General features: G+C 66.4%; 14 protein-coding genes and 1 pseudogene. 10 read left to right on the top strand and 5 right to left on the bottom strand.

Annotated elements, in window-relative coordinates; all coding sequences use genetic code 11:
• The first annotated feature begins 29 nt into the window (after positions 1 to 29).
• Entirely contained in the window at positions 30 to 2,132 is a 2,103-nt protein-coding gene (locus tag BSF38_RS19960) for a molybdopterin-containing oxidoreductase family protein (protein ID WP_076351179.1), read from the top strand.
• Here BSF38_RS19960 and BSF38_RS19955 read toward each other — a convergent pair.
• Positions 2,110 to 4,584, bottom strand: a complete 2,475-nt coding sequence (locus BSF38_RS19955; RefSeq protein ID WP_076348569.1) for an RNA polymerase sigma factor — start codon at positions 4,582 to 4,584, stop codon at positions 2,110 to 2,112. The genes BSF38_RS19960 and BSF38_RS19955 overlap by 23 nt on opposite strands.
• Before the next feature lie 934 nt (positions 4,585 to 5,518).
• On the opposite strand from BSF38_RS19955, the gene BSF38_RS19950 reads away from it, so the two are divergent.
• The gene (locus tag BSF38_RS19950) at positions 5,519 to 5,827 is read left to right on the top strand and encodes a glutaredoxin family protein (protein WP_076348567.1); all 309 of its coding nucleotides are present in this window, start codon (positions 5,519 to 5,521) and stop codon (positions 5,825 to 5,827) included.
• A 140-nt stretch (positions 5,828 to 5,967) separates the two neighbouring features.
• Positions 5,968 to 6,828, top strand: a complete 861-nt coding sequence (locus BSF38_RS19945) for a potassium channel family protein (RefSeq protein WP_076348565.1) — start codon at positions 5,968 to 5,970, stop codon at positions 6,826 to 6,828.
• A 10-nt stretch (positions 6,829 to 6,838) separates the two neighbouring features.
• Here the strand turns inward: BSF38_RS19945 and BSF38_RS19940 are convergent, their stop codons facing one another.
• Together BSF38_RS19940 and BSF38_RS19935 are read right to left on the bottom strand one after the other, a co-directional pair.
• Entirely contained in the window at positions 6,839 to 7,330 is a 492-nt protein-coding gene (locus BSF38_RS19940; protein WP_076348563.1) for a DinB family protein, read from the bottom strand.
• Positions 7,331 to 7,389: 59 nt separating this feature from the next.
• The gene (locus BSF38_RS19935) at positions 7,390 to 8,469 is read right to left on the bottom strand and encodes a TolB family protein (RefSeq protein WP_083713972.1); all 1,080 of its coding nucleotides are present in this window, start codon (positions 8,467 to 8,469) and stop codon (positions 7,390 to 7,392) included.
• Positions 8,470 to 8,627: 158 nt separating this feature from the next.
• On the opposite strand from BSF38_RS19935, the gene BSF38_RS19930 reads away from it, so the two are divergent.
• The 4 genes from BSF38_RS19930 (at position 8,628) to BSF38_RS19915 (ending at position 13,418) form a co-directional block, all read left to right on the top strand.
• Positions 8,628 to 9,179, top strand: coding sequence for a cob(I)yrinic acid a,c-diamide adenosyltransferase (locus BSF38_RS19930; RefSeq protein ID WP_076348561.1), 552 nt, complete (start codon positions 8,628 to 8,630; stop codon positions 9,177 to 9,179).
• A complete protein-coding gene (locus BSF38_RS19925) occupies positions 9,176 to 9,943 on the top strand; it encodes an SDR family NAD(P)-dependent oxidoreductase (RefSeq protein ID WP_076348559.1) in 768 nt (255 codons plus the stop codon). The genes BSF38_RS19930 and BSF38_RS19925 overlap by 4 nt, the downstream gene beginning before the upstream one ends.
• Before the next feature lie 110 nt (positions 9,944 to 10,053).
• Complete coding sequence (locus BSF38_RS19920; RefSeq protein ID WP_076348557.1) at positions 10,054 to 11,784, top strand: hypothetical protein; 1,731 nt, start codon at positions 10,054 to 10,056, stop codon at positions 11,782 to 11,784.
• A 98-nt stretch (positions 11,785 to 11,882) separates the two neighbouring features.
• Positions 11,883 to 13,418, top strand: coding sequence for a CoA-acylating methylmalonate-semialdehyde dehydrogenase (locus BSF38_RS19915; protein ID WP_076351175.1), 1,536 nt, complete (start codon positions 11,883 to 11,885; stop codon positions 13,416 to 13,418).
• 15 nt (positions 13,419 to 13,433) lie between these two features.
• Here the strand turns inward: BSF38_RS19915 and BSF38_RS19910 are convergent.
• Positions 13,434 to 14,760 (bottom strand): annotated as a pseudogene (locus BSF38_RS19910) (IS701 family transposase).
• On the opposite strand from BSF38_RS19910, the gene BSF38_RS32380 reads away from it, so the two are divergent.
• Together BSF38_RS32380 and BSF38_RS32705 are read left to right on the top strand one after the other, a co-directional pair.
• Positions 14,701 to 14,832, top strand: a complete 132-nt coding sequence (locus tag BSF38_RS32380; RefSeq protein ID WP_257787829.1) for a hypothetical protein — start codon at positions 14,701 to 14,703, stop codon at positions 14,830 to 14,832. The pseudogene BSF38_RS19910 and the gene BSF38_RS32380 sit on opposite strands and share 60 nt — an antisense overlap.
• A 126-nt stretch (positions 14,833 to 14,958) precedes the next feature.
• Positions 14,959 to 15,300, top strand: coding sequence for a YciI family protein (locus tag BSF38_RS32705; RefSeq protein WP_076348555.1), 342 nt, complete (start codon positions 14,959 to 14,961; stop codon positions 15,298 to 15,300).
• Positions 15,301 to 15,549: 249 nt separating this feature from the next.
• On the opposite strand, the gene BSF38_RS19900 is transcribed toward BSF38_RS32705, so the two are convergent.
• Positions 15,550 to 17,451 (bottom strand): CocE/NonD family hydrolase, encoded by a 1,902-nt coding sequence (locus BSF38_RS19900; RefSeq protein WP_099092008.1) that lies wholly within the window; start codon positions 17,449 to 17,451, stop codon positions 15,550 to 15,552.
• Positions 17,452 to 17,839: 388 nt separating this feature from the next.
• Between BSF38_RS19900 and BSF38_RS19895 the strand changes: the two genes are divergently transcribed.
• Positions 17,840 to 18,664 carry a LuxR C-terminal-related transcriptional regulator gene (locus tag BSF38_RS19895; RefSeq protein ID WP_076348551.1) on the top strand — a complete coding sequence of 275 codons (825 nt, stop codon included), beginning with the start codon at positions 17,840 to 17,842 and terminating at the stop codon, positions 18,662 to 18,664.
• Positions 18,665 to 18,740 lie beyond the last annotated feature (76 nt).

Raw genomic sequence — 18,740 nt, 5'->3', positions numbered from 1 at the left:
CCCTCCGGCGACTTCCAGGAGCGTCCTTCGTGCCGCGCCCCGCATCGGCCGTCTTCAAGAACGTCTGCCCGCTCGATTGTCCCGACACGTGCAGCATGAAAGTCACGGTCCGCGATGGCGCGGCGGTCGAGCTGAAGGGGGACGCCGAGCACCCGTTCACGCGCGGGTTCCTCTGCCAGAAGATGGCCCGCTACCTCGACCGCGTGTACAGCCCCGACCGGCTGATGCACCCGATGAAACGCGTCGGGCCGAAGGGCGAGGGACGGTTCGAGCGGATCTCGTGGGACGAGGCGCTGGCGACGATTACCGAGCGTTTCGACGCGGTCGCGCAATCGGCCGACGGCCCGCAGGCGATCCTGCCTTACAGCTATTACGGCACGATGGGCAAGCTCCAGGCGAGCAGCCTCGATCGCCGGTTCTTCCACCGGCTCGGCGCGTCGAAGCTCGACCGCACCATCTGCGCCTCGGCCGGGACGATCGGCTACGAGTACACCGTCGGTCCGGGACGCCTGAGCGCCGACCCGCTGGCCGTGCCGAACTGCCGGTTCGTCGTCAATTGGGGCTCGAACACGGTCAACACCAACTCGCACCTCTGGAGCCTGATGATCGAGGCCCGCAAGCGGGGCGGCGCGACGATCGTCACCGTCGACCCGTACCTGAGCCCCACCGCCCGACGGTCCGACTGGCACATCCAGCCCCGCCCCGGAACCGACGCCGCCCTGGCTCTCGGCCTGATGCACGTGATCTGGCGCGACGGCCTGGCCGACGACGACTACCTCGCCAGGGCGACCGTCGGAGCCGAGCTGTTGCGCGACCGCGTGCTGTCCGACTACCCTCCCGACCGCACGGCGGCGATCACGAGCGTTAATATCGACACAATCGAGACGTTCGCGCGGCGGCTGGCGACCGATCAGCCGTCGTTGATCCGTCTCAACTACGGGATGCAGCGCCATCACGGCGGCGGCATGGCCGTGCGGACGATCGCCTGTCTGCCGGCGGTCGTCGGCTCGTGGCGACATCCCGGCGGTGGCGCGATGCTCTCGACCAGCGGCGCGTACGACTTCGACCCGAGGCTCACCCGCCCCGACCTCTCGCCCCCCGGCACCCGCACGGTCAACATGAACCAGCTCGGCGAGGCGCTCGCGGGCGAGTTGCCCGGGCCGCCGGTCCGCGCGCTCTACGTCTACAACTCGAACCCCGCCGCCGTCGCGCCCAACCAGGCGAAGGTGCTCCGAGGCCTGTTGCGTGAAGACCTGTTCACGGTCGTCCACGAGCTGTTCGCGACCGACACGGTCGACTACGCCGACGTCGTCCTGCCGGCCACCTCGCAGCTCGAACACGTCGACCTGCACGGCTCGTACGGGCATCACGAGGTGATGTACAATCCCGCCGCGATCAACCCGCTCGGCGAATGCCGGTCGAACAACGACGTCTTCCGAGCCCTGGCCGGCCGGATGGGCTTCGAGCCTGACATCTTCCCCGACGACCGCACGCTGATGCGCGAGGCCCTCGACGGCGGGCCGAACTTGCGCGGCGTGACGCTCGAACGGCTGGAGGCGGAAGGCTCGGTGCGACTGAACCTTCCCGAAAATTACGCGCCGTTCGCCGACGGCGTTTTCCCGACGCCGTCGGGCAAGTGCGAGTTGTACTCCGAGCGGATGCTCCGCGACGGCTTCGACCCGCTGCCGACGTATATTCCGCCCCATGAAGACCCCCAGACGAAGCCCGACCTCGCGGCGAAGTTCCCGATCCAGTTGCTCAGCCCGCCGCGCCCGCAGTTCCTCAACTCGACCTTCGCCAACTCCCCCCGCCACCGCGCCGGGGCCGGCGAGCCGACGATCGAGATGGCCGACTCCGACGCCCGATCGCGGGGCCTCGTCGATGGCCAGTGGGCCGAGGTCTTCAACGCCCGGGGCTCGTTCCGCGCCCGCGTGTCGCTCTCCAAGACCGTCCGCCCCGGCGTCGCCGTCGCGACCGGCATCTACTGGAACAAGCTCTCCCCCGGCCGGTCGAACGTCAACAGCACCACCTCCTCCGCCCTCAGCGACATGGGCGGAGGCGCCACGTTCTTCGACAACCTCGTCGAAGTGCGGGCGGCGGTGGATTCGCCTACCGAACCTCCTTCGGTTTGACGCCGTCCGGCGTCTTGAGCTGCTCCTCGGCGCCGATCCGCCCGGCGAGCCCCATCGCCAGGTGTTCGAGGGCCCGCCGGCGGTCGTCGGGCGAGTCGAAGCCCCTGGCCAGCTTCAGGGCCTCGCGGAGGTCACCGGCCTGGGCGCGCGACTGGACCACCCCGGCCAGCGCCCTTCCTCTCAAGTCGTCGCTTGGTATCTGTCGGGCTGCCTGCAGCGCGGGCTCGACCTCGCCCGCCAGCGCAAGGACCGCGGCCGTCTGCGTCAGGGCGTCGATGGCTTTCGTCGGGTCGAACGCCACCGCCCTGGATCTGTCGTCGGGGAGTTCTTTCCAGTTGGCTTGAAGGTCCTCTCTGGCCTTGCGAAGCAACTCCGAGGCTCGATCCGTCTTACCTTCCAGGGCGAGCTTCCAGGCCGCCAGCGGGTAAACCATGCCCTTTTCTTGACCGGGTTCGAGTGACTCCACGATCCGCAATGCACCGTCCAGATCACCCGCGTAGGCCAATTGCGCGGCGATCTGCCGGCAGTTGTTGGCCCCCTCCAAGGTCCTGGACTGACCTTTGATCACCTCGAACGCCAGCCGAAACGATTCTCGCGAGGCCGCCGGATCGTCCCTTCCTTGCTGCGCGTAAGCGATTCTCTCCAGCAGTCCAAATTCCGTTCGGGCCACCGCGTCCGGGCCGCCGCCCCAGGCCGCCGCGGCTTCCCGGGCGAACCGTCGAGCCTCCGCGACGTCCCCCAGCGTGGCCAGCAGCCCGACCAGCGCGTACTGAATCGCCTGCTTCACTTCCAAGGTTTTCGATTTCTCGATCTCCTTCGTCAGACGATCGAACACGCGACGCGCGTCGCGGGGATCGAGACTCATGGCCTCATAGGCGATCACGGGAAGCAACAGCCCTCGACTTTCCGTAAGGCGAGTGTCGCTTTTCGCCGCCCGATCCACCGTGGCGAAGGCGCCGTCGACATCCCCGACGGCCGTCTGCGCGACGGCCAGTTGGCGGAGGAGTACGGGCGCCAGGTCACGGGTCTTCCGATCGTCGCCGTCTGCCGCGATCTTCTCGATCCGCTTCACATTCTCCCTGGCGTGCTCGGCGTCGCCGAAGCGAAGCTGACTCTGAACGATCTCGACCAGCCTGGAAGCGGCATCGTAGTTTTCGTTGGGGTTGTCGGAGACTCCCGGAACCTCGCGGGCGGCCTCCTGGAGCGTGCGCAACGCCTCTTCCTTGCGGCCCATGTGGAACAGGCGTCCCGCGATCTTGCAGGGCCAACTGGGATACGGGTTCTTGATCTTCCGCCCCTTCGATTCGGCTTCGGCCGCCCGGAGCGTCTGCAACGCGCCGTCGTCGTCGCCTGCCGCGCTTTGAGCCGAAGAGATCATCAGCAGCGCGGACGATCCCGGGCTCGGCTCTTCCCGCGAGAGCCGGATCGCGGCTTCCGCCGCTTCGCGGAGTACCTGCTTGATCTCGTCGGGCTTGGGCAGCGGTACGATGAGCAGGTTCGGGGCGTCGTTCTTCTTGTCGGGCTGGGCGGGCGCCTGCGCGACCGGCGGCGGATCGGCGTCGGGGACGGCCGGATTGCGGCTCGCCAGGGCCGCGCCGCCGACCAAGAGGCCGGGCGACGCGAGCAGGGCGACGGCCGAGACCGCGAGGGAGCCGATCTTCCCGCTCGCCAGGCTCTGCGATAAGGAGTAGACCCGCTCGGCGACGAGGCCCGACGCGACCGGGCTCGCGCCTTCGAGGATGCTCACCGCCGCGCGGGCCGTGACTTCCTTCCAGCTCGCCGACAGAGCGGCCTCGGCCGGCTTGCTCAAGGCGAGCGCGGCCTCGACCGAGGCCAGGCCGACGCCCCGGCGCATCAGCTTCGCCCGCAGTCGGTCGCGGCCGCGATAGAGCCGTGTCTCCAGGGTGCGAACCGGGACGCACAGCCGCTCGGCCGCCTGGGCGTGGGTCAGGCCTTCAAGGTCGCAGGCGACGACCGCGGCCTTATAGCGAGCCGGCAGGCGGTCGATCTCCTCGTGCAATTCCTCGTCGTGGGCGAAGCGATTTTCGGTCTGTTCCCGCATCGCGACCTCCTCGCCGGCCTTGCGTTCGAGGTCCCGACGACGGGCGGTGCCGGCCCGCGCCCGAGAGGCCGTGCGGAGGGCCACGCCGTGCAGCCAGGAGCCGAGCAAGCCGGGACTCCGGATCGATCGCGCACGGCGGGCGAGGATCAGAAAGCTCGCCTGCGCGGCGTCCTCGGCGTCGTGGCGGTCCTTCAACACGCCCAGGCAGACGCGGAGCACCATCGAGCCGTGGCGATCGATGAGCGCCGAGAAGGCCAGCTCGCGGTCGTCGCCGGCCCCCGCGACGAACCGGGCGAGCAACTCGCCATCGCCCACGCCGCCGACGGCGCCCAGCCGGCAGAGCGTCTGCAAGTCCCTCGCGAACGGAGTCGTTTGAAAGCGGGTCATCATTTCCTCACCTCCTGGCTTTGGATCGGCCCAGTTCCCAGGAGTAGTGCCGCGAGCCACGCATCGTTCCCTCATCTTTTTTCCCAGATCACGCGACCGAACGCGACGGTCCGCCCCCCTTCCAGGCGACGCCGCGTTTGGGTTCGTTCGCGCCGAAACCTCGGACGAGGACACTGCGCCGCCGCCCGCCGCGTTTGGGTTTGTTCGCGCCGAAAACCCCCGGCCGCTCGCCACGGCGTCCTTCCGTGGTCCCCGCCCGAACGGGATCAGGCCCTCCCCCGAGCCGTTGGGTTCGTTCGCGCCGAAACACCACGCCCGCTCCGACGACGTTCGCCGCAACCACACTACCCACAATGCTTTAACCCGATCACAGACCCGCCGCGTTTGGGTTCGTTCGCGCCGATTCCGATGCCCGCGACGCTGTGGTGAGCCCGCGTCGGCTGTCGGTATGACCCGGCTTGTACCTGGAACGCCCCGCGCCGCGACTTGGGTTCGTTCGCGCGTTTTCCGTCCGGCCGCGTCCGCCACCGGCGGTGTCGCCGGCCGATCGGTTTGGGTTCGTTCGTCGCCTTTCGCGACGATCTCCCCCCGTGGTCCCGGGCGGTTTCGCACGCGGGGACGCATCAACCGCCGGATTGTCAAAGACCGTCTCACTCGCTAACTCGCCATTATGAATATACGTCGAGCAAGTCATGTCGCGATGAGATATAGAAGCCGCCGTGTCGAGGCGGCGCCCTCAAGCCCAAAGATTCGCCTCGACCCGACTATCCCGCGCAATCGCATCCAGAATCGAGAAGTGCACCCGCTCTCGCGGAATCCGTGGGCCGGGGAATTCATCCCGGGTCGCGGGACTGGTCGTCGTCCATTCCGAAGCATAACATGGGGGCGCGTCGCGGCCAGCCTGGACGGGCGGGACGGGGCGACGGGGAGCCGAAACATGACCTCGCTGTTGCGCCGGATTTTCGGGCGGAAGCCGACCGCCGAGCATCTGACTTTCACGGTCTACACCCGGAAGCAGTGCGGTTGCTGTCACAAGGCGATCGACGTGCTCGAAGGCTTCCGGAAGCGGTACGGCTTCCGGATCGAGACGGTCGACGTCGACGACGATCCCGAGCTGGTCGCGAAGTACGACACCGAGGTTCCGGTCGTCGCGGTCGACGGCAAGGTCCGGTTCCGGGGCCAGGTCAACCCCGCGCTTCTGGAACGGTTGCTGGTCGCCGAGGCCGCAAGAGACGCGGCGGAATAGCGCGGTTTCGATTGGGTTGCACACGTAGGGGCGTCCCTTGTGGGCGCCCGATCGGCGTGGCCGACCGCGGCGGCCCTGGCGATTCGGGCGCCCACAAGGGACGCCCCTACAACGCAAACTTCCCGATGGATGCGAGAATCATGGCCGACGGACCGGAAACGAAATCGAAGGCCGAGGCGCGGGAGCCGACGCATCACGCGATGGAACATCCAAGGCCGAGCCTGTTCCGCCTGAAGAAGATGGGGGGGCGGTACGCCTGGCTCTGCGCCATCCTCGTGCTGGCGATCCTGACGGGCCTGCCGCTGCGCGAAGCGGGTTACGGGGATCTATTCGGCTTGCTCGTCGTGGCGATCCTCTACTCGGGCGCCAATGCGGCGACGTCGGCCCAGGTTCGGCGACGTCACTATCTCATGATGCTCACGCCGGTCGTCGCGATCGACCTGTGGATCATGGTGTTCGGCGGGAGCGACTGGTTGGCGGCCGTGGGGTCGTTGTTCCACGTCGGATTCTTGAGTTTCACCGGGGCCAAGATCCTCGGCCATATCGCCAGGCAAGAGCGCGTCACGCTCGACACGATCCTCGGCGGCGTGAGCGTGTTCCTGTTGATCGGCGTCATCTTCGGCTACGTCTTCTCGATGGTGGAGACGGTCTTCCCCGGCTCGCTGGTCCAGAACAACATGCAGCTCAGGCCCACCGCGAATGCGTCCGGCCAGATCGAGCGGAGGCCGGAGGCGATCTACTTCAGCTTCATCACCCTCACCACGGTGGGCTACGGCGACATCGTTCCGGCGCGTTCGCTGTCGCGGGTCTTGTCGATTCTCGAAGCCCTCATGGGGCAAATCTTCCTGACGACCTTCCTCGCGTTCCTGGTCGGCAACTACCTCGCGCAACGGGAGGTCGAACGCGTCGACGAGACGACGCTCGAGGACGCCGTCGCGCTCGTCGCGTCCGAGGAAGCCGCCGCGACGTTCGAGGCGCGAGACGACTTCATCGGACATTGACCGCGTGCGATCACATGATGATCGGCTTGCCTTGCACGCGACGGACGGCCACGAACTGGCCGACGTGCATCACCGGGTGCGTGCCGATCAAGAGCAGGATCCGGGAGATGGTCGGCGCGTAGTCCGGGTACTTCTCGGGATCAGCCTTATCGAGGTCCGCCTCGGGAGCGGCGTCGAGCGCGGCCAGCGTCGCGGCGCGCTGCTGTTCCCAGATCGACCGGTACTCGGCCAGCGTCTTGAATTTCGAGGGATCGTCGACCCCGGCCGCCTCCTTGGCGTGCGCTTCGGCGAACCCCTCGGGCAACGGCGGCGACCCACCCGGATGGACCAGCTCGGCGAAGTGCCGCTCGCTGCCGATGAGGTGGCCGAGCTGCCAGGCGACGTGGTTCATCCCCGGGAGCGGACGGACCAAGAGGTCCCCATCGCTGAAGTCCGCCAGGTAGCCGTCGACGATGAATCGGGAAACCTCGAGATTGCTGCGAAGCACGTCCTTGGGAGACATAAACGCCTTTCCGTGGAGAGAATCGATCGTGACGAAACACAATGAGGAATCCGGCGAGGTCAGCGGTTCGAGGCCGTCTGGGGCGCCGGATCGAGGGTGAAGTCGGCGATGAAAAGCTGGCTGTTGCGGTCGGTCCCTCGGCCGTTCGAGGTCCACATCAATTGCTTGCCGTCGGGGCTGAAGACCGGCAGGCCGTCGAAGCCGTCGTGGAATGTGATCCGCTCTTCGGCCTTGGTGTCGACGTTCATCAGGTACAGTTCGTAATTCGAATGCCCGTGCCGACTGGTCGCATAAATGATGTGCCGGCCATCGCGGTGCCAGTACGGCCCCCAGTTGACGGACTTGTCGTCGGTCAACTGGCGCTCGTCGGTCCCCTCGACGTTGTTGACGAAGAGCTGGAGCAGGTCGTCCCCCTTGCGGTCGCTGCGGTAGATGATCCGCTTGCCGTCGGGCGAGAAGAACGGGCCGCCGTCGTAGCCCTTCGCATGGGTGATCCGGCGCGGGTTCTTGCCGTCGGCGTCCATGATGTAGATCTCGCCGTCGCCGTCGCGGTGCGACGTGAAGATGATCTGCTTGCCGTCGGGCGAGTAGCTCCCCTCGGCGTCGTAGCCGTCGGCGTCGGTCAATCGCTTGATGATTTCGCCGTTGAGGTCGGCCTGGAAGATGTCCATCCCCTCGGGGAAGCTCCAGCGGTAGCGGCTGCCGGACCGCCCGTACGCCGCGCTCTTGGGAGCGGCCGGCGACGGACTCAGATGCGTCGATCCGAAGATCAGGCTGTTGCCGTCGGGGGCGAAGAAGGCGCACGTGCAGGCGCCCTCGCCGGTGCTCACCCGCTTCGGCTTCGCGCCGGGGGCCAGCTCGGCGGTGAAGATCTGGTACTCGTACTGGTTCGGTCTGGGCTTGAGAAAGATCGATTCCGGCAGGTTGGGCACCGCCTGGAAGACGATGCTCTTGCCGTCGGGGCTGAAGTAACCCTCGCCCGCGCGGAAGAAGCCGAAGGTCGCCTGACGGACGTTCGTGATGTGTTTGGATTCGAGTTTCGCGACTTCCTCGGCCGAGAGCGGGCGTTCGCCGCCTCCACCGTGAGCCTGGGCGGTCAAGGCTGTGCACACGAGCAAGACGGACGCGGTGAACGACATCGAACGGACTCCCTCGTCGAGATCAAGGACGGGCGGGCGGATCGGCTCTCGGGACGAGTCGACGTCGCGCCTCCGGCGATCTTCCCCGGCACGGTTCAAAAGCCTAGTATAGAGCCGCTGGTCAAGACCGCCAAGGAAATGAAGATCGCGAGGCGACGTTGAAGATCTACACGAAAACCGGCGACGAGGGTCTGACCGGAGTCCTCGGCAGTCAGCGGCTCCGCAAGGACGACGCGCGGATCGAAGCCTACGGGACGGTCGACGAGCTGAACGCCGTGCTCGGCCTGGCCCGGGCCGGCGGGCTCGACCCCTCGGCCGACGCCCTGGCGGCCCAGCTTCAGGACGATCTGTTCAACGTCGGCGCGGCGCTGGCCGATCCCAACCCCGAGGGTCGGTTCCACAACCAGATCAACGACGCCCACGTCGCGCGGCTGGAAGCGGCGATCGACGCCCTGGTCGACGAGGTCGAGCCGATGCGGAGCTTCATCCTGCCCGGCGGCAGTCTGCCGGCCGCGCAGTTCCACCTGGCGCGCACCGTCTGCCGACGGGCCGAGCGACTCGTGGTCCACCTGGCGCATCAGCCCGGCGAACACGTCCCGTCGGCCTTGATCATCTACCTCAACCGCCTCAGCGACCTCCTGTTCGTCCTGGCCCGCGCGGTCAACCACCGGGCGGGGGTCGCCGACGTCCCCTGGAAACCCAGCCCATGATGCCCGCTGACGCAGCCGAAGGCCCCAAGGTCGTCCTGATCACCGGCGGTCGCCGGGTGGGGAGCGACCTCGCCCGGATGCTCGCCGGCCGGGGCGCCCGGGTCGCGATGACCTACCTTCACAGCCGCGAGACGATCGAAGCGACGATCGCCGACGTTGAGGCCGCCGGCTCCGAGGGCCTGGCCGTCCAGGCCGACCTGACCGATCCGGGCCAGGCCGAGCGCGCCGTCGCCGAGACCGTCGAGCGGTTCGGTCGGATCGACGCCCTCGTCAACATGGCCAGCGTCTATCGCCGCACGCCGTTCGACGCTCTGAAACCGGCCGACTTCCACCAGATGATCGCCGCCAACCTGGCCGCCCCGTATCACGCCGCGATCGCCGCCGCCAAACGGATGCTCGCCCAGGACGCGCGCGACGGGATCAAGGGGAAGATCATCCAGATCGGCGACTGGGCCACGGAACGTCCCTACAAGGATTATCTCCCGTACCTCACGGCCAAGGGGGGGCTGACGACCATGACGCTGGCCCTGGCCAAGGAGCTTGCGCCGCACATCCCCGTGGCGATGATCCAGCCCGCGATGATCGACGCGCCGCCCGACTTCTCCGAAGAGGAAAAGCGCGCGGTGCTCGACGAGACGCCCCTCCGCCGGTTCGGCTCGTCGGCCGACGTCAACCGGTTGATCGTCTACCTGCTCGACGAGACCAACTTCGTCACCGGCGTCTGCTACCGCGTCGACGGCGGCCGGTTCCTGGGCGTCGAGTAAGCCGGTCCGTTCAACGGTTGTCGCCGATCCATGCCCAAGGATAAACTCGGCTGCTGATGCGGTCGAACCGACTCACACGCCTCACTCACCCACCGCGCAAGGATTTCTTCATGGAACTCTCCTTTTCGCGTCGAACGCCGACAGCCTGGCTTCTCGCGACCCTGTGTCTCCTGGCGACGACGTCCGCCCAGGCGGCGGACGAAACGACGGGGAAATGGAAGCTCGTCATCCTGGCGTTCGGCGCGGACGACCTCGCCGTCGTCGACGTCCAGAACGACGACGGCAAGCCGAAGGGCGTCTTGCTCGACTGGCAGAGGAAGATGATCGGCGACGTCGCGCTCGAGAACCTCAAGGTCCAGGGAGACGCCGTGTCGTTCGGCCTGAAGGGCCCGGCGGTCGCGATCCAGTTCGCGGGCCAGCCGGTCGCCGACGGCCCTGAGGCGGGTCGGTTCCTGGGCACCGTCAAGCTCCTCGGCGAGGTCTATCCGGCCCGCCTGGAAAGAACCAAGAACGACAAGATCGGAGAGTCCGAGCCGAACCCGATCATGCAGGAGCTTCTCAAGGCCGTCCGCGAGCACGGTCCGAAGTCCAGGGTCAAAAAGCTCCAGGAGCTGATCACCCGGAACGCCGGCGCGCCGTCCAGCCAAGCGCTGTACACCCAATTGCTCGCGGCGGCTCCCGAAGCGGGTCTGCCCGCCGCCGAGGTCGACAACCACGTCGAGACATGGCAGAACGACGCGAAACCCTACGGGAAAACCTGGACCGACGAGGTCCGCCTCAAAGCGGTCAAGGCTCTGACGCTGAGCAAGAACTACGCCGAGACGGCCCTGAGGCTGGCCCAGGAAGCCGACAAGGCCGTCGCCCCCGACGCCACGCTCGGAAGCCGGGTCGTCATCGTCGGGCTGCTCGCGACGGCCGCCAAGAACGCCGGCAAGGCCGACCTGGTGAAAGACGCCGAGGCCCGCCTCGCGAAGCTCGAAGGCGAACTTGACGCCGAGTACCACGAGAAAGTGCCGCCGTTCAAGACGACCGCATTCGCAGGCCGCAAGAAGGCCGACGCCAACCGCGTCGTCGTGCTCGAACTGTTCACCGGCGCCCAGTGCCCGCCGTGCATCGCCGTCGACGTGGCCTTCGACGCCCTCTTGAAGACCTACAAGTCGACCGAGTTCATCGGCCTTCAGTACCACCTGCACATCCCCGGCCCCGACCCGCTGACCAACACCGACTCGATCGCCCGCCAGAATTATTACGGCGAAGAGATACAAGGCACGCCGTCGACCTTCTTCAACGGCCGGGCCGACGGTTCCGGCGGCGGTCCGATGGGAGCGTCCGAAGAGAAGTACAAGGAACTCCGCGGCCTCGTCGACGAGCTTCTCGAAAAGAAGGCCAGGGTCGACGTCAAGGTTTCGGCCAAGCTCGAAGGCGATAAAATCGCGATCACGGCCGAGGCCGCCAAGACGGCCGACGCCGACGCCCCCAAGACTGGCGAACGAACCTCCAACCGGCTCTCGCTCCGCCTGGCGCTCACCGAGGAATCGATCCGCTACGTGGGCGGCAACCGCCTGCGGTTCCACAACCACGTCGTCCGCGCGTTCCCCGGCGGCCCCGAGGGCAAGAAGCTCGTCGACGGCAAGGGGCGCGTCGAGATCAAGGTGAACCTCCCCGAGCTGAAGCGCGACCTCGAAGGATACCTGAGCCAAGCCGCCAAGGAGCGGCCGTTCCCGTTCCCCCTCCCCGAGATCGCCTTCAAGAACCTCAGCGTCGTCGCGTTCGTCCAGGACGACGCCGACAAGAGCATCCTCGGCGCGGCCACGATCCCCGTCGCCGAAGCCACCCCCTGAACCAACCTCGGGCCAGGTCCGCGGGAGCAAGCTCCCGCGCTCCAGACGAGATGCGAGGCTCTGTCGGTGAACTGAATCTCCAGCTTCCGGAGGACTTCATGAGCACCACTGCCGCCCCTGATCGGTCGCCTGCAACCCCCTCGCGTCCGGCTTCCGCGCTGAATCTGATCGGCGGAAGCTGGGTCGAGGGCCATGGGAACACGAGCCGCGACATCTACAATCCGGCGGACAAGGCCGAGATGCTGGCACCGGTGCGCGAGGCCGCGCCGGAGCAGGTGGACGAGGCATGCGCCGCCGCCGCCCGAGCCTTCCCCGGCTGGCGCGCCACTCCGGCGCCGGATCGGGCCCACGTCCTGTTCAAGTTCCGAGGGCTGCTGGAGAAGAACTTCTCGGACGTGGCGCACAGCATCGTCCGCGAAAACGGCAAGCTGTTGAGCGAGGCGCGCGGCTCGCTGCGGCGCGGGCTCGACGTCGTCGACTTCGCCTGCGGCATTCCCTCCCAGATGATGGGGCAGACTCTGACCGACGTTTCGCGGGATGTCGACTGCCTCACCTTCCGCGAACCCATGGGCGTGGTGGTCGGCATTCCGCCGTTCAATTTCCCGGCCTTGATTCCGCTATGGATGATGTCGGTCGCCGTCGCCTGCGGGAACACATTCCTCCTCAAGCCCGCCGAGAAGGCGCCGCTCACCGGCACCCGACTCGTGGAGCTGTTCACTGATGCCGGCTTGCCGTCGGGCGTCGTCGGCGTGGTGCAGGGGAGCAAGGAAGTAAGCGAACGGCTCATCGCCAACCCGCATGTCCAGGCGGTTTCCTTCGTCGGCACGTCGGCAGTGGCGGAATCGGTCTACCGGACCGCGGCGGCTCACGGCAAGCGTGTCCAGGCGCACGGCGGAGCGAAGAACCATCTGCTCGTCCTGCCCGACGCCGACCTGGAGCGCATCCTGCCCGACCTGATCGGATCGTGCTTCGGCTCTGCGGGACAGCGCTGTCTTGCCGGGAGCGTGCTGGTGGCGATCGGCGATCGAGCGCGACAGGACGCCGTCGTAGACGCCTTCATCCGCGCGGCGGGTGAACTCAAGCTGGGAGACGGCCTGGACGACACCGCGACGCTCTGTCCCGTTGTGAACCCGGAGCAGGAAAAGCGGATCCGGGCCGCGATCGAGCGCGGGATGGCGGAAGGAGCCCGGCTTCGCCTCGACGGCCGTTCCCAAACCGTACCCCACAGGCCGCGGGGTTGCTTCATCGGGCCGACGGTCTTCGACGACGTGACACCGGAGATGTTCGTCGGCCGGGAGGAGATTTTCGGCCCGGTGGTGAGCCTGATGCGCGCCCCGGACCTGGACGCGGCGATCACGTTGACGAACCGCAGCCGATACGGCAACACGGCTTGCCTTTTCACGCAATCCGGGGCGGCGGCCCGCACCTTCCGCGAACGTATCCAGGCCGGGATGATCGGCATCAATGTCGGCGTGCCGGCGCCGATGGGGTTCTTTCCGTTCGGCGGCTGGAAGAACTCAATCTACGGTTATCTCAATACGCAGGGCGCTGACGCCGTCGCTTTCTACACGCGGAAGAAAGTGATCACGGAACGCTGGTTCGGTTCCGAGGGGCCTATGGATGGATGGGTTTGACTAGACTTTCGGACCTCAGGCCACGGCTGATAGCTTGTGGAGTAGTTTCCTGATGCATTCTGGTGAGGGTAGCTCCTCGCCGGACTCTCCGTAAACTTTGAATTCCCACATCTGCAAGCGTAACGCACCCAGCATGTCCGTGAACGTCGGCATCACTCGGTCCTCGTACCACGGACGTTCCCGTTCGACGTGGGATCCCTCATGACCCTTCACGCAGTACCACAGGATCGTCAGCGATCCCACGAACCACGCCATCGGGTGCGCCCGCTCCACGCTCCGCTCGCTCCGCACCCGCGGATCGTGCAGCCCGAGGAACTGCTTGCTGTCGAAGGACGCCAGTTCCACACTCCATCTTCGGCAGTATCCCAGGATCACGAAACCTGCCGAGACCGTCGTGTCCGTCGACACCAACGCCTCGACGCGCCATTGGCCCAGCGGGTCGCGGACCAGCACCACCATCACCGGATCGGTCTTGCTCCCCTTGTACCAGAGCATGTCACGGATCACCTGCACCCGAAACTCGCGTGCCCCCTTCGGGAAGTCGATCGTCAGGAGTTCCGCCGGGTAGGTCGTGGTGTCCTCGATCATCGCCTTGGGGTTCGGGAGGCGATCCCCCTTCTTGCGCAAGGTGCCCCTCTGCTTGAGCTGTCGCGGGGCGGACCGCTCGTACAGCGCGGCCTTCCAGTGCAGCGGCCCGATGACCTGGAGGTTCGCAGGCCGATCCCGCAGCACGGCCGCGTTGACGTAGGCACTGTCGCCGACCAGCCAGAAGGTCCGCTCGGGATTGGCCTGGGCCAACTTCCGCGCCAGCGCCGCGGCCGACTGGGGGCGGGTCTGGTATTCCGGCTGGCCCTTCTTGCAGAAGAGCCGCCAGTGCACCGGCAGGCAGTAGTAGCGATCGGCGCGCATCGGGATCGGCAAGGCGATGCCGAGCACAACCCAGTTGAGGCCGAACCGGAAGGTCTTGTGCCCCTTCGACGACATCACGGCGTCGAGGAAGATCCCGCCGAAGGCGACCTTGGCGCCGCGCTTGTGACAGAGCGTGTCGTCGACGGCCACCCAGACGACACCGCCGGGGACCAGATGGGTGAGGATCAGCGTGGCCAGGACGATCCCCAGGTCGTCCCACTCCCAGCATGCGGAGTGGAAACACGGCATAGGCGGTGTCGTGGTGGCACCGGGCAGCCAGGCCGGTGGCCGGCCAGACCTCGCTGATGGTATGCGGGCCAAGGCAGACGATCCAACCGGCGGTCAGCCCCTGGAAGGTGGAGAAGACCTGGGGATGGAAGACATCGCGGAACGCCTCTACCAGCGCGGCGAGGCCGGGGATAAGCTGATCCATCGAGCGGACCTCCGTGCGTTGCCCGATCCTGGCGTGCTTGAACACCCTCCAGGATACCGGCCTCGCGCGTGATGGTACCGTCTCCGAGGGTCAGTTTCGCGCGATGATGAGGGGGATTCCCAACCCGGTGGAACGACTCAAACCACTGTTAGGCACGGCCTGTATCACTAACCGCAAACTTCTTAGAGAAAGAAGATCATGGCAAAGTATCTAATTTCATTCCCCAGTGCTGCAATGAATGTACCCGACAGTGAGTGGGAGGCGGTGGGTCGAGACTCTCATGCCGTGATACGCGAGGCGAAGGAAGCGGGCGTCTACGTTTTCGGCGGTGGTATTGATGAAACAGTACCGCCTGTTCTAGTTTCGGCCAATGGCTCAGTCGCTGAGGGAGGCTACCCGTGGGCGCCTCCGCTCAATGGTGGATTCACTGTACTTGAGCTGCCTTCAAGTAAGGAGGCCATCGCATGGGCCGCACGTATCGCGAAAGCGTGTCGCTGTGATCAGGAGCTTCGAGTATTCGGGTTTGATCCAGAGTCGTGAGGTCGGAGTGTTTGTCCGCTCGTCCTGCATAGTCAAGAACTGCTGAAAAAGTCCGAAAGTCTAGTCTGATTGAAATAAGATTATCTTCTTTGGAGTGCGGCGGCTTGCCGCCGCGCCTACGGCCTAGCGCGGTTTACATTTGAGCTGCATACAATAATCAAAACATGCTTTCGCGAGCACTATTTCTCCCCGCATGCGGGGAGAAGGGCATTCGGCCTCGGCTCGTATGCATCCCAAATGCAAACCGCTCTACGGTCTCGGCACGATCGGGAGGATCACTTGCGACGGCCGGCCGGCGTCGTGGTGGACCGTGTTGTCGGCGGCGACGGTCCGGCGGTAGTCGCCTAGCGGGTCGGCGGTGTTCGGGTTGACGTCGAACCGCGGGTAGTTGCTGCTCGACACGTCGAGCCGGATGCGGTGCCCGCGCTTGAAGACGTTGGCCGTGGGATAGAGCGTGATTACGATCGGCGCGACCTCGCCGGGCTTGAGGCAGGCCGCCTGGTGGTCGTTCCCCTCGCGGTACCGCGTCCGCAAGATCGAGTCGCCGATGTTCAGGTCGAAGCCCAGCGGATAATCGTCGTTGGGCGGAATCTCGTCGATCAGCTTGGCGGTGAAGTCGGTGTCCGGGGCGGTCGAGCCGACCCAGAGCTTGACCTCGACCGTCCCCACGACCTCGACGTCCGCCTCCAGGGGGGGCGTCCGATAGACCAGCACGTCGCGACGCTCCGAGAGCGGCAGCTTCGGGCCGAGCGGGAACGTGTCGTCACGCCTCCGCTGATCGTAACCGCCGGCCGCCATCAGGCCCTGGCTCGACGAGATGTTGCCGCCGATCGTCGGCGTCGGATGCAGCGGGTCGAACGTGTACGTCGTGCTGCTCGCGACCTCGGCGGAGGGGGTCGTCATCAGCGAACCGTCCTTATTCAGGTAGAACGACGTGGGACGAACTCGGGCCAGGGGCCACTCGCGTTCAGCCCGCCAGTAGCCCCCGTGCTGGAGCCGGCCGGCGGGTGAGCGGCGGTCGTCGCCGGTCCCCATGATGTAGAGCATCACCGGCGGATCGTTCTCGACTCCGTTGCCCGCGTCTTTCATCCAGCGGTCGTACCACCGCAGGCGATAGGCCGAGAGGTCGATGGCCGCGTCCTTCGTGAACTCGACCTCGCCCGCGACGTTCGATCCTTGCGCCCCGTGGGTCCACGGGCCGATGGTCAGCCGCTGAGGCGACTTCTTGGCCTTCGCGAGCGCCTCGTAGTTCATCGTCACCTGCCGGGTCCACGAGTCGTACCAGCCGGTCAGGTGCAAGACGGGCACGTCGCGGTAATCGGCGACGTGGTCGACGACCGACATCCCCTTGGCGTGCCAGAACGCCGCCTCGGGACCACTCCGAAGCGCCTCGACCAGCCAGGCTTCGTATTCGGGGACCACCTTGAGGGGCGTCAGGCCGGGGCGGACCGGCAGGCTGTCGACGTGCTGCTGAATCCGCATGCCGTTCTCGACGAGCGCCTGCCGCAGCGCGGGCCGGGCGAGGGCCGCCTTGCTGTTAGGCGCGCCGATCTGGAAGATCCAGTTCACGAACCGAAGCTCGAACGCTCCTCCGTGCCGCATGCCGCTGACGCCGCAGTTGGACAGGGCGTCGACCGGGACCATCGTCGTCAGGTGGGGCGGGTTCATCTCGGCGAGCGCGTGCTGCGTCCCTCCCGGATAGCTCGTCCCGAACGTCCCGACCTTGCCGTCGGACCACGGCTGCGAGGCGATCCACTCGACGACGTCGTAACCGTCCTGGGGATCGTCGGCCAGCCCGCGCCAGGTCCCTTCGCTGGCGTACCGCCCGCGCGTGTCGTTGGCCACGACGACGTAGCCGCGCGCGGCGTAATACGCCCCCTCGCCCGCGACGCCTTTTTTGTCGTAGGGAGTTCGGGTCAACAGCGTCGGAAACCGCCCTTCCGCCGGCTTGCCGTCGCGCTCGGGCCGGTAAACGTCCACCGCGAGGCGGACGCCGTCGTGAACGACGACCATCGTGTTCCGCTCGACCGCGACGCCGTACTCGGCCGGCCGATTCGCCACGCCCGGCCCCACCGCCTGCGCCCGGCCCTCGCCGGCGGCGGCGAAGACGACGACTCCGACGACGACCGACTTCATCAGGAATGTATGCATCAAGCAACGACTCCGCTTTATGTGGCCCAAAAGCAACGACTTCCCCGCCGTCGCCAGGCCCCTATCTTCCGGCACAAGTCGTTCTCACGCCACTTCTTGAAGTTTTCTTGCGACATTCCCAAGAGATTTCTCTGGAATATCGAATGCATGCAACATACCATAGTATCGCCATAATCGATTTGACCTCGAAGCAGGATGGCGATTCGATTAAGTTAGCGGTGGCGGTTCGCGATCCGATCGTCGTGTCGTATTTGTTGTAATGAGCGGTGGTTCGCGGCGTATCGCATCCTGAGAAAAGCGAACGAAAAGCTCGGCCTGGCCGATTTAGAGTTTCATGCGGCGCGGTGTTTGGTTTGATCGAGGTCCGATGTGAAGGGGGCGATACGACTTGGCGGGAGGCGTTGACCACAAGCGACGAGCGCACCGATCGTACAAGCCGGCCGTCGAGGCGATGGAGGTCTTGCGCCTGCTCTCGGGCGCGGCGGCCACGGCGACGTTCCCGGCGGTGGCGGCCGAGCACCACATGCTGGTCGATTCCGGCCTGGCCGCGCCGACGCTCGATTCGCCCGCCGTCACCGATCACGCCTGGGACGCGGCGCTTCACGACGCCGGGCTCGACGGCCTGCTCTCGGTTCGCGCATCCTCCTACACCGCCGAGCCGTCGATCGTCCCGAGGGCCGACGCCGAGTCGACGGCCTCGGGTCTGTTGCAGCTCAACAAGTACCTCAACCGCTCGTGGTATCGCGCGGCCATCCCGCTCCAGGCTCACGAAGACTGCTCTCAGGCCGTCTACGCCACGTTGCTCCAGCAGCTCGGCCGTCCCCGGTTCGACGCCCTGCTCAGCGACGTCGGCCGTGGGGGGGTCAAGGAGGTCTTCTCACGCGAGACGACTGAAGGGCTCGATTTCTTCCGCGCCGTCGACATGGTGAAGAAACGGGCCCAGCGCGAGCGGGTCTTCCAGTCGATCGATTCGGTCGACGTCGCCGGCTCGTCCAGCGACCTCGAAACGCGATCCTGGCGCGACTCGCTCCAGGAGGCCATCGACCGCTCGCTCACCGCTCGCGAAGCCTCTCTGATCTACGAGACCCTCAAAGGCAAAACCCCCGCCGAGATCGCCCTTCACTGGGGAGTCGCCCCCAAGACCGTCAGCAATGAGAAGACGCGCGTCATCCAGAAGCTGCGCGACGTCCTCCAGACCCAGGCCGCCGACTGACCTCTGGCTGGTCGGGTGATCGCCGATTCCGTAACCTGGACGAAGCGGCGATTCCGGGTTGAGATCCCTGGCCCTC

The organism is Paludisphaera borealis, assembly GCF_001956985.1.
Classification (GTDB): domain Bacteria; phylum Planctomycetota; class Planctomycetia; order Isosphaerales; family Isosphaeraceae; genus Paludisphaera; species Paludisphaera borealis.
Note: the sequence above shows the minus strand (reverse complement) of the source record. Positions and strands in the feature narration are given on the sequence as shown.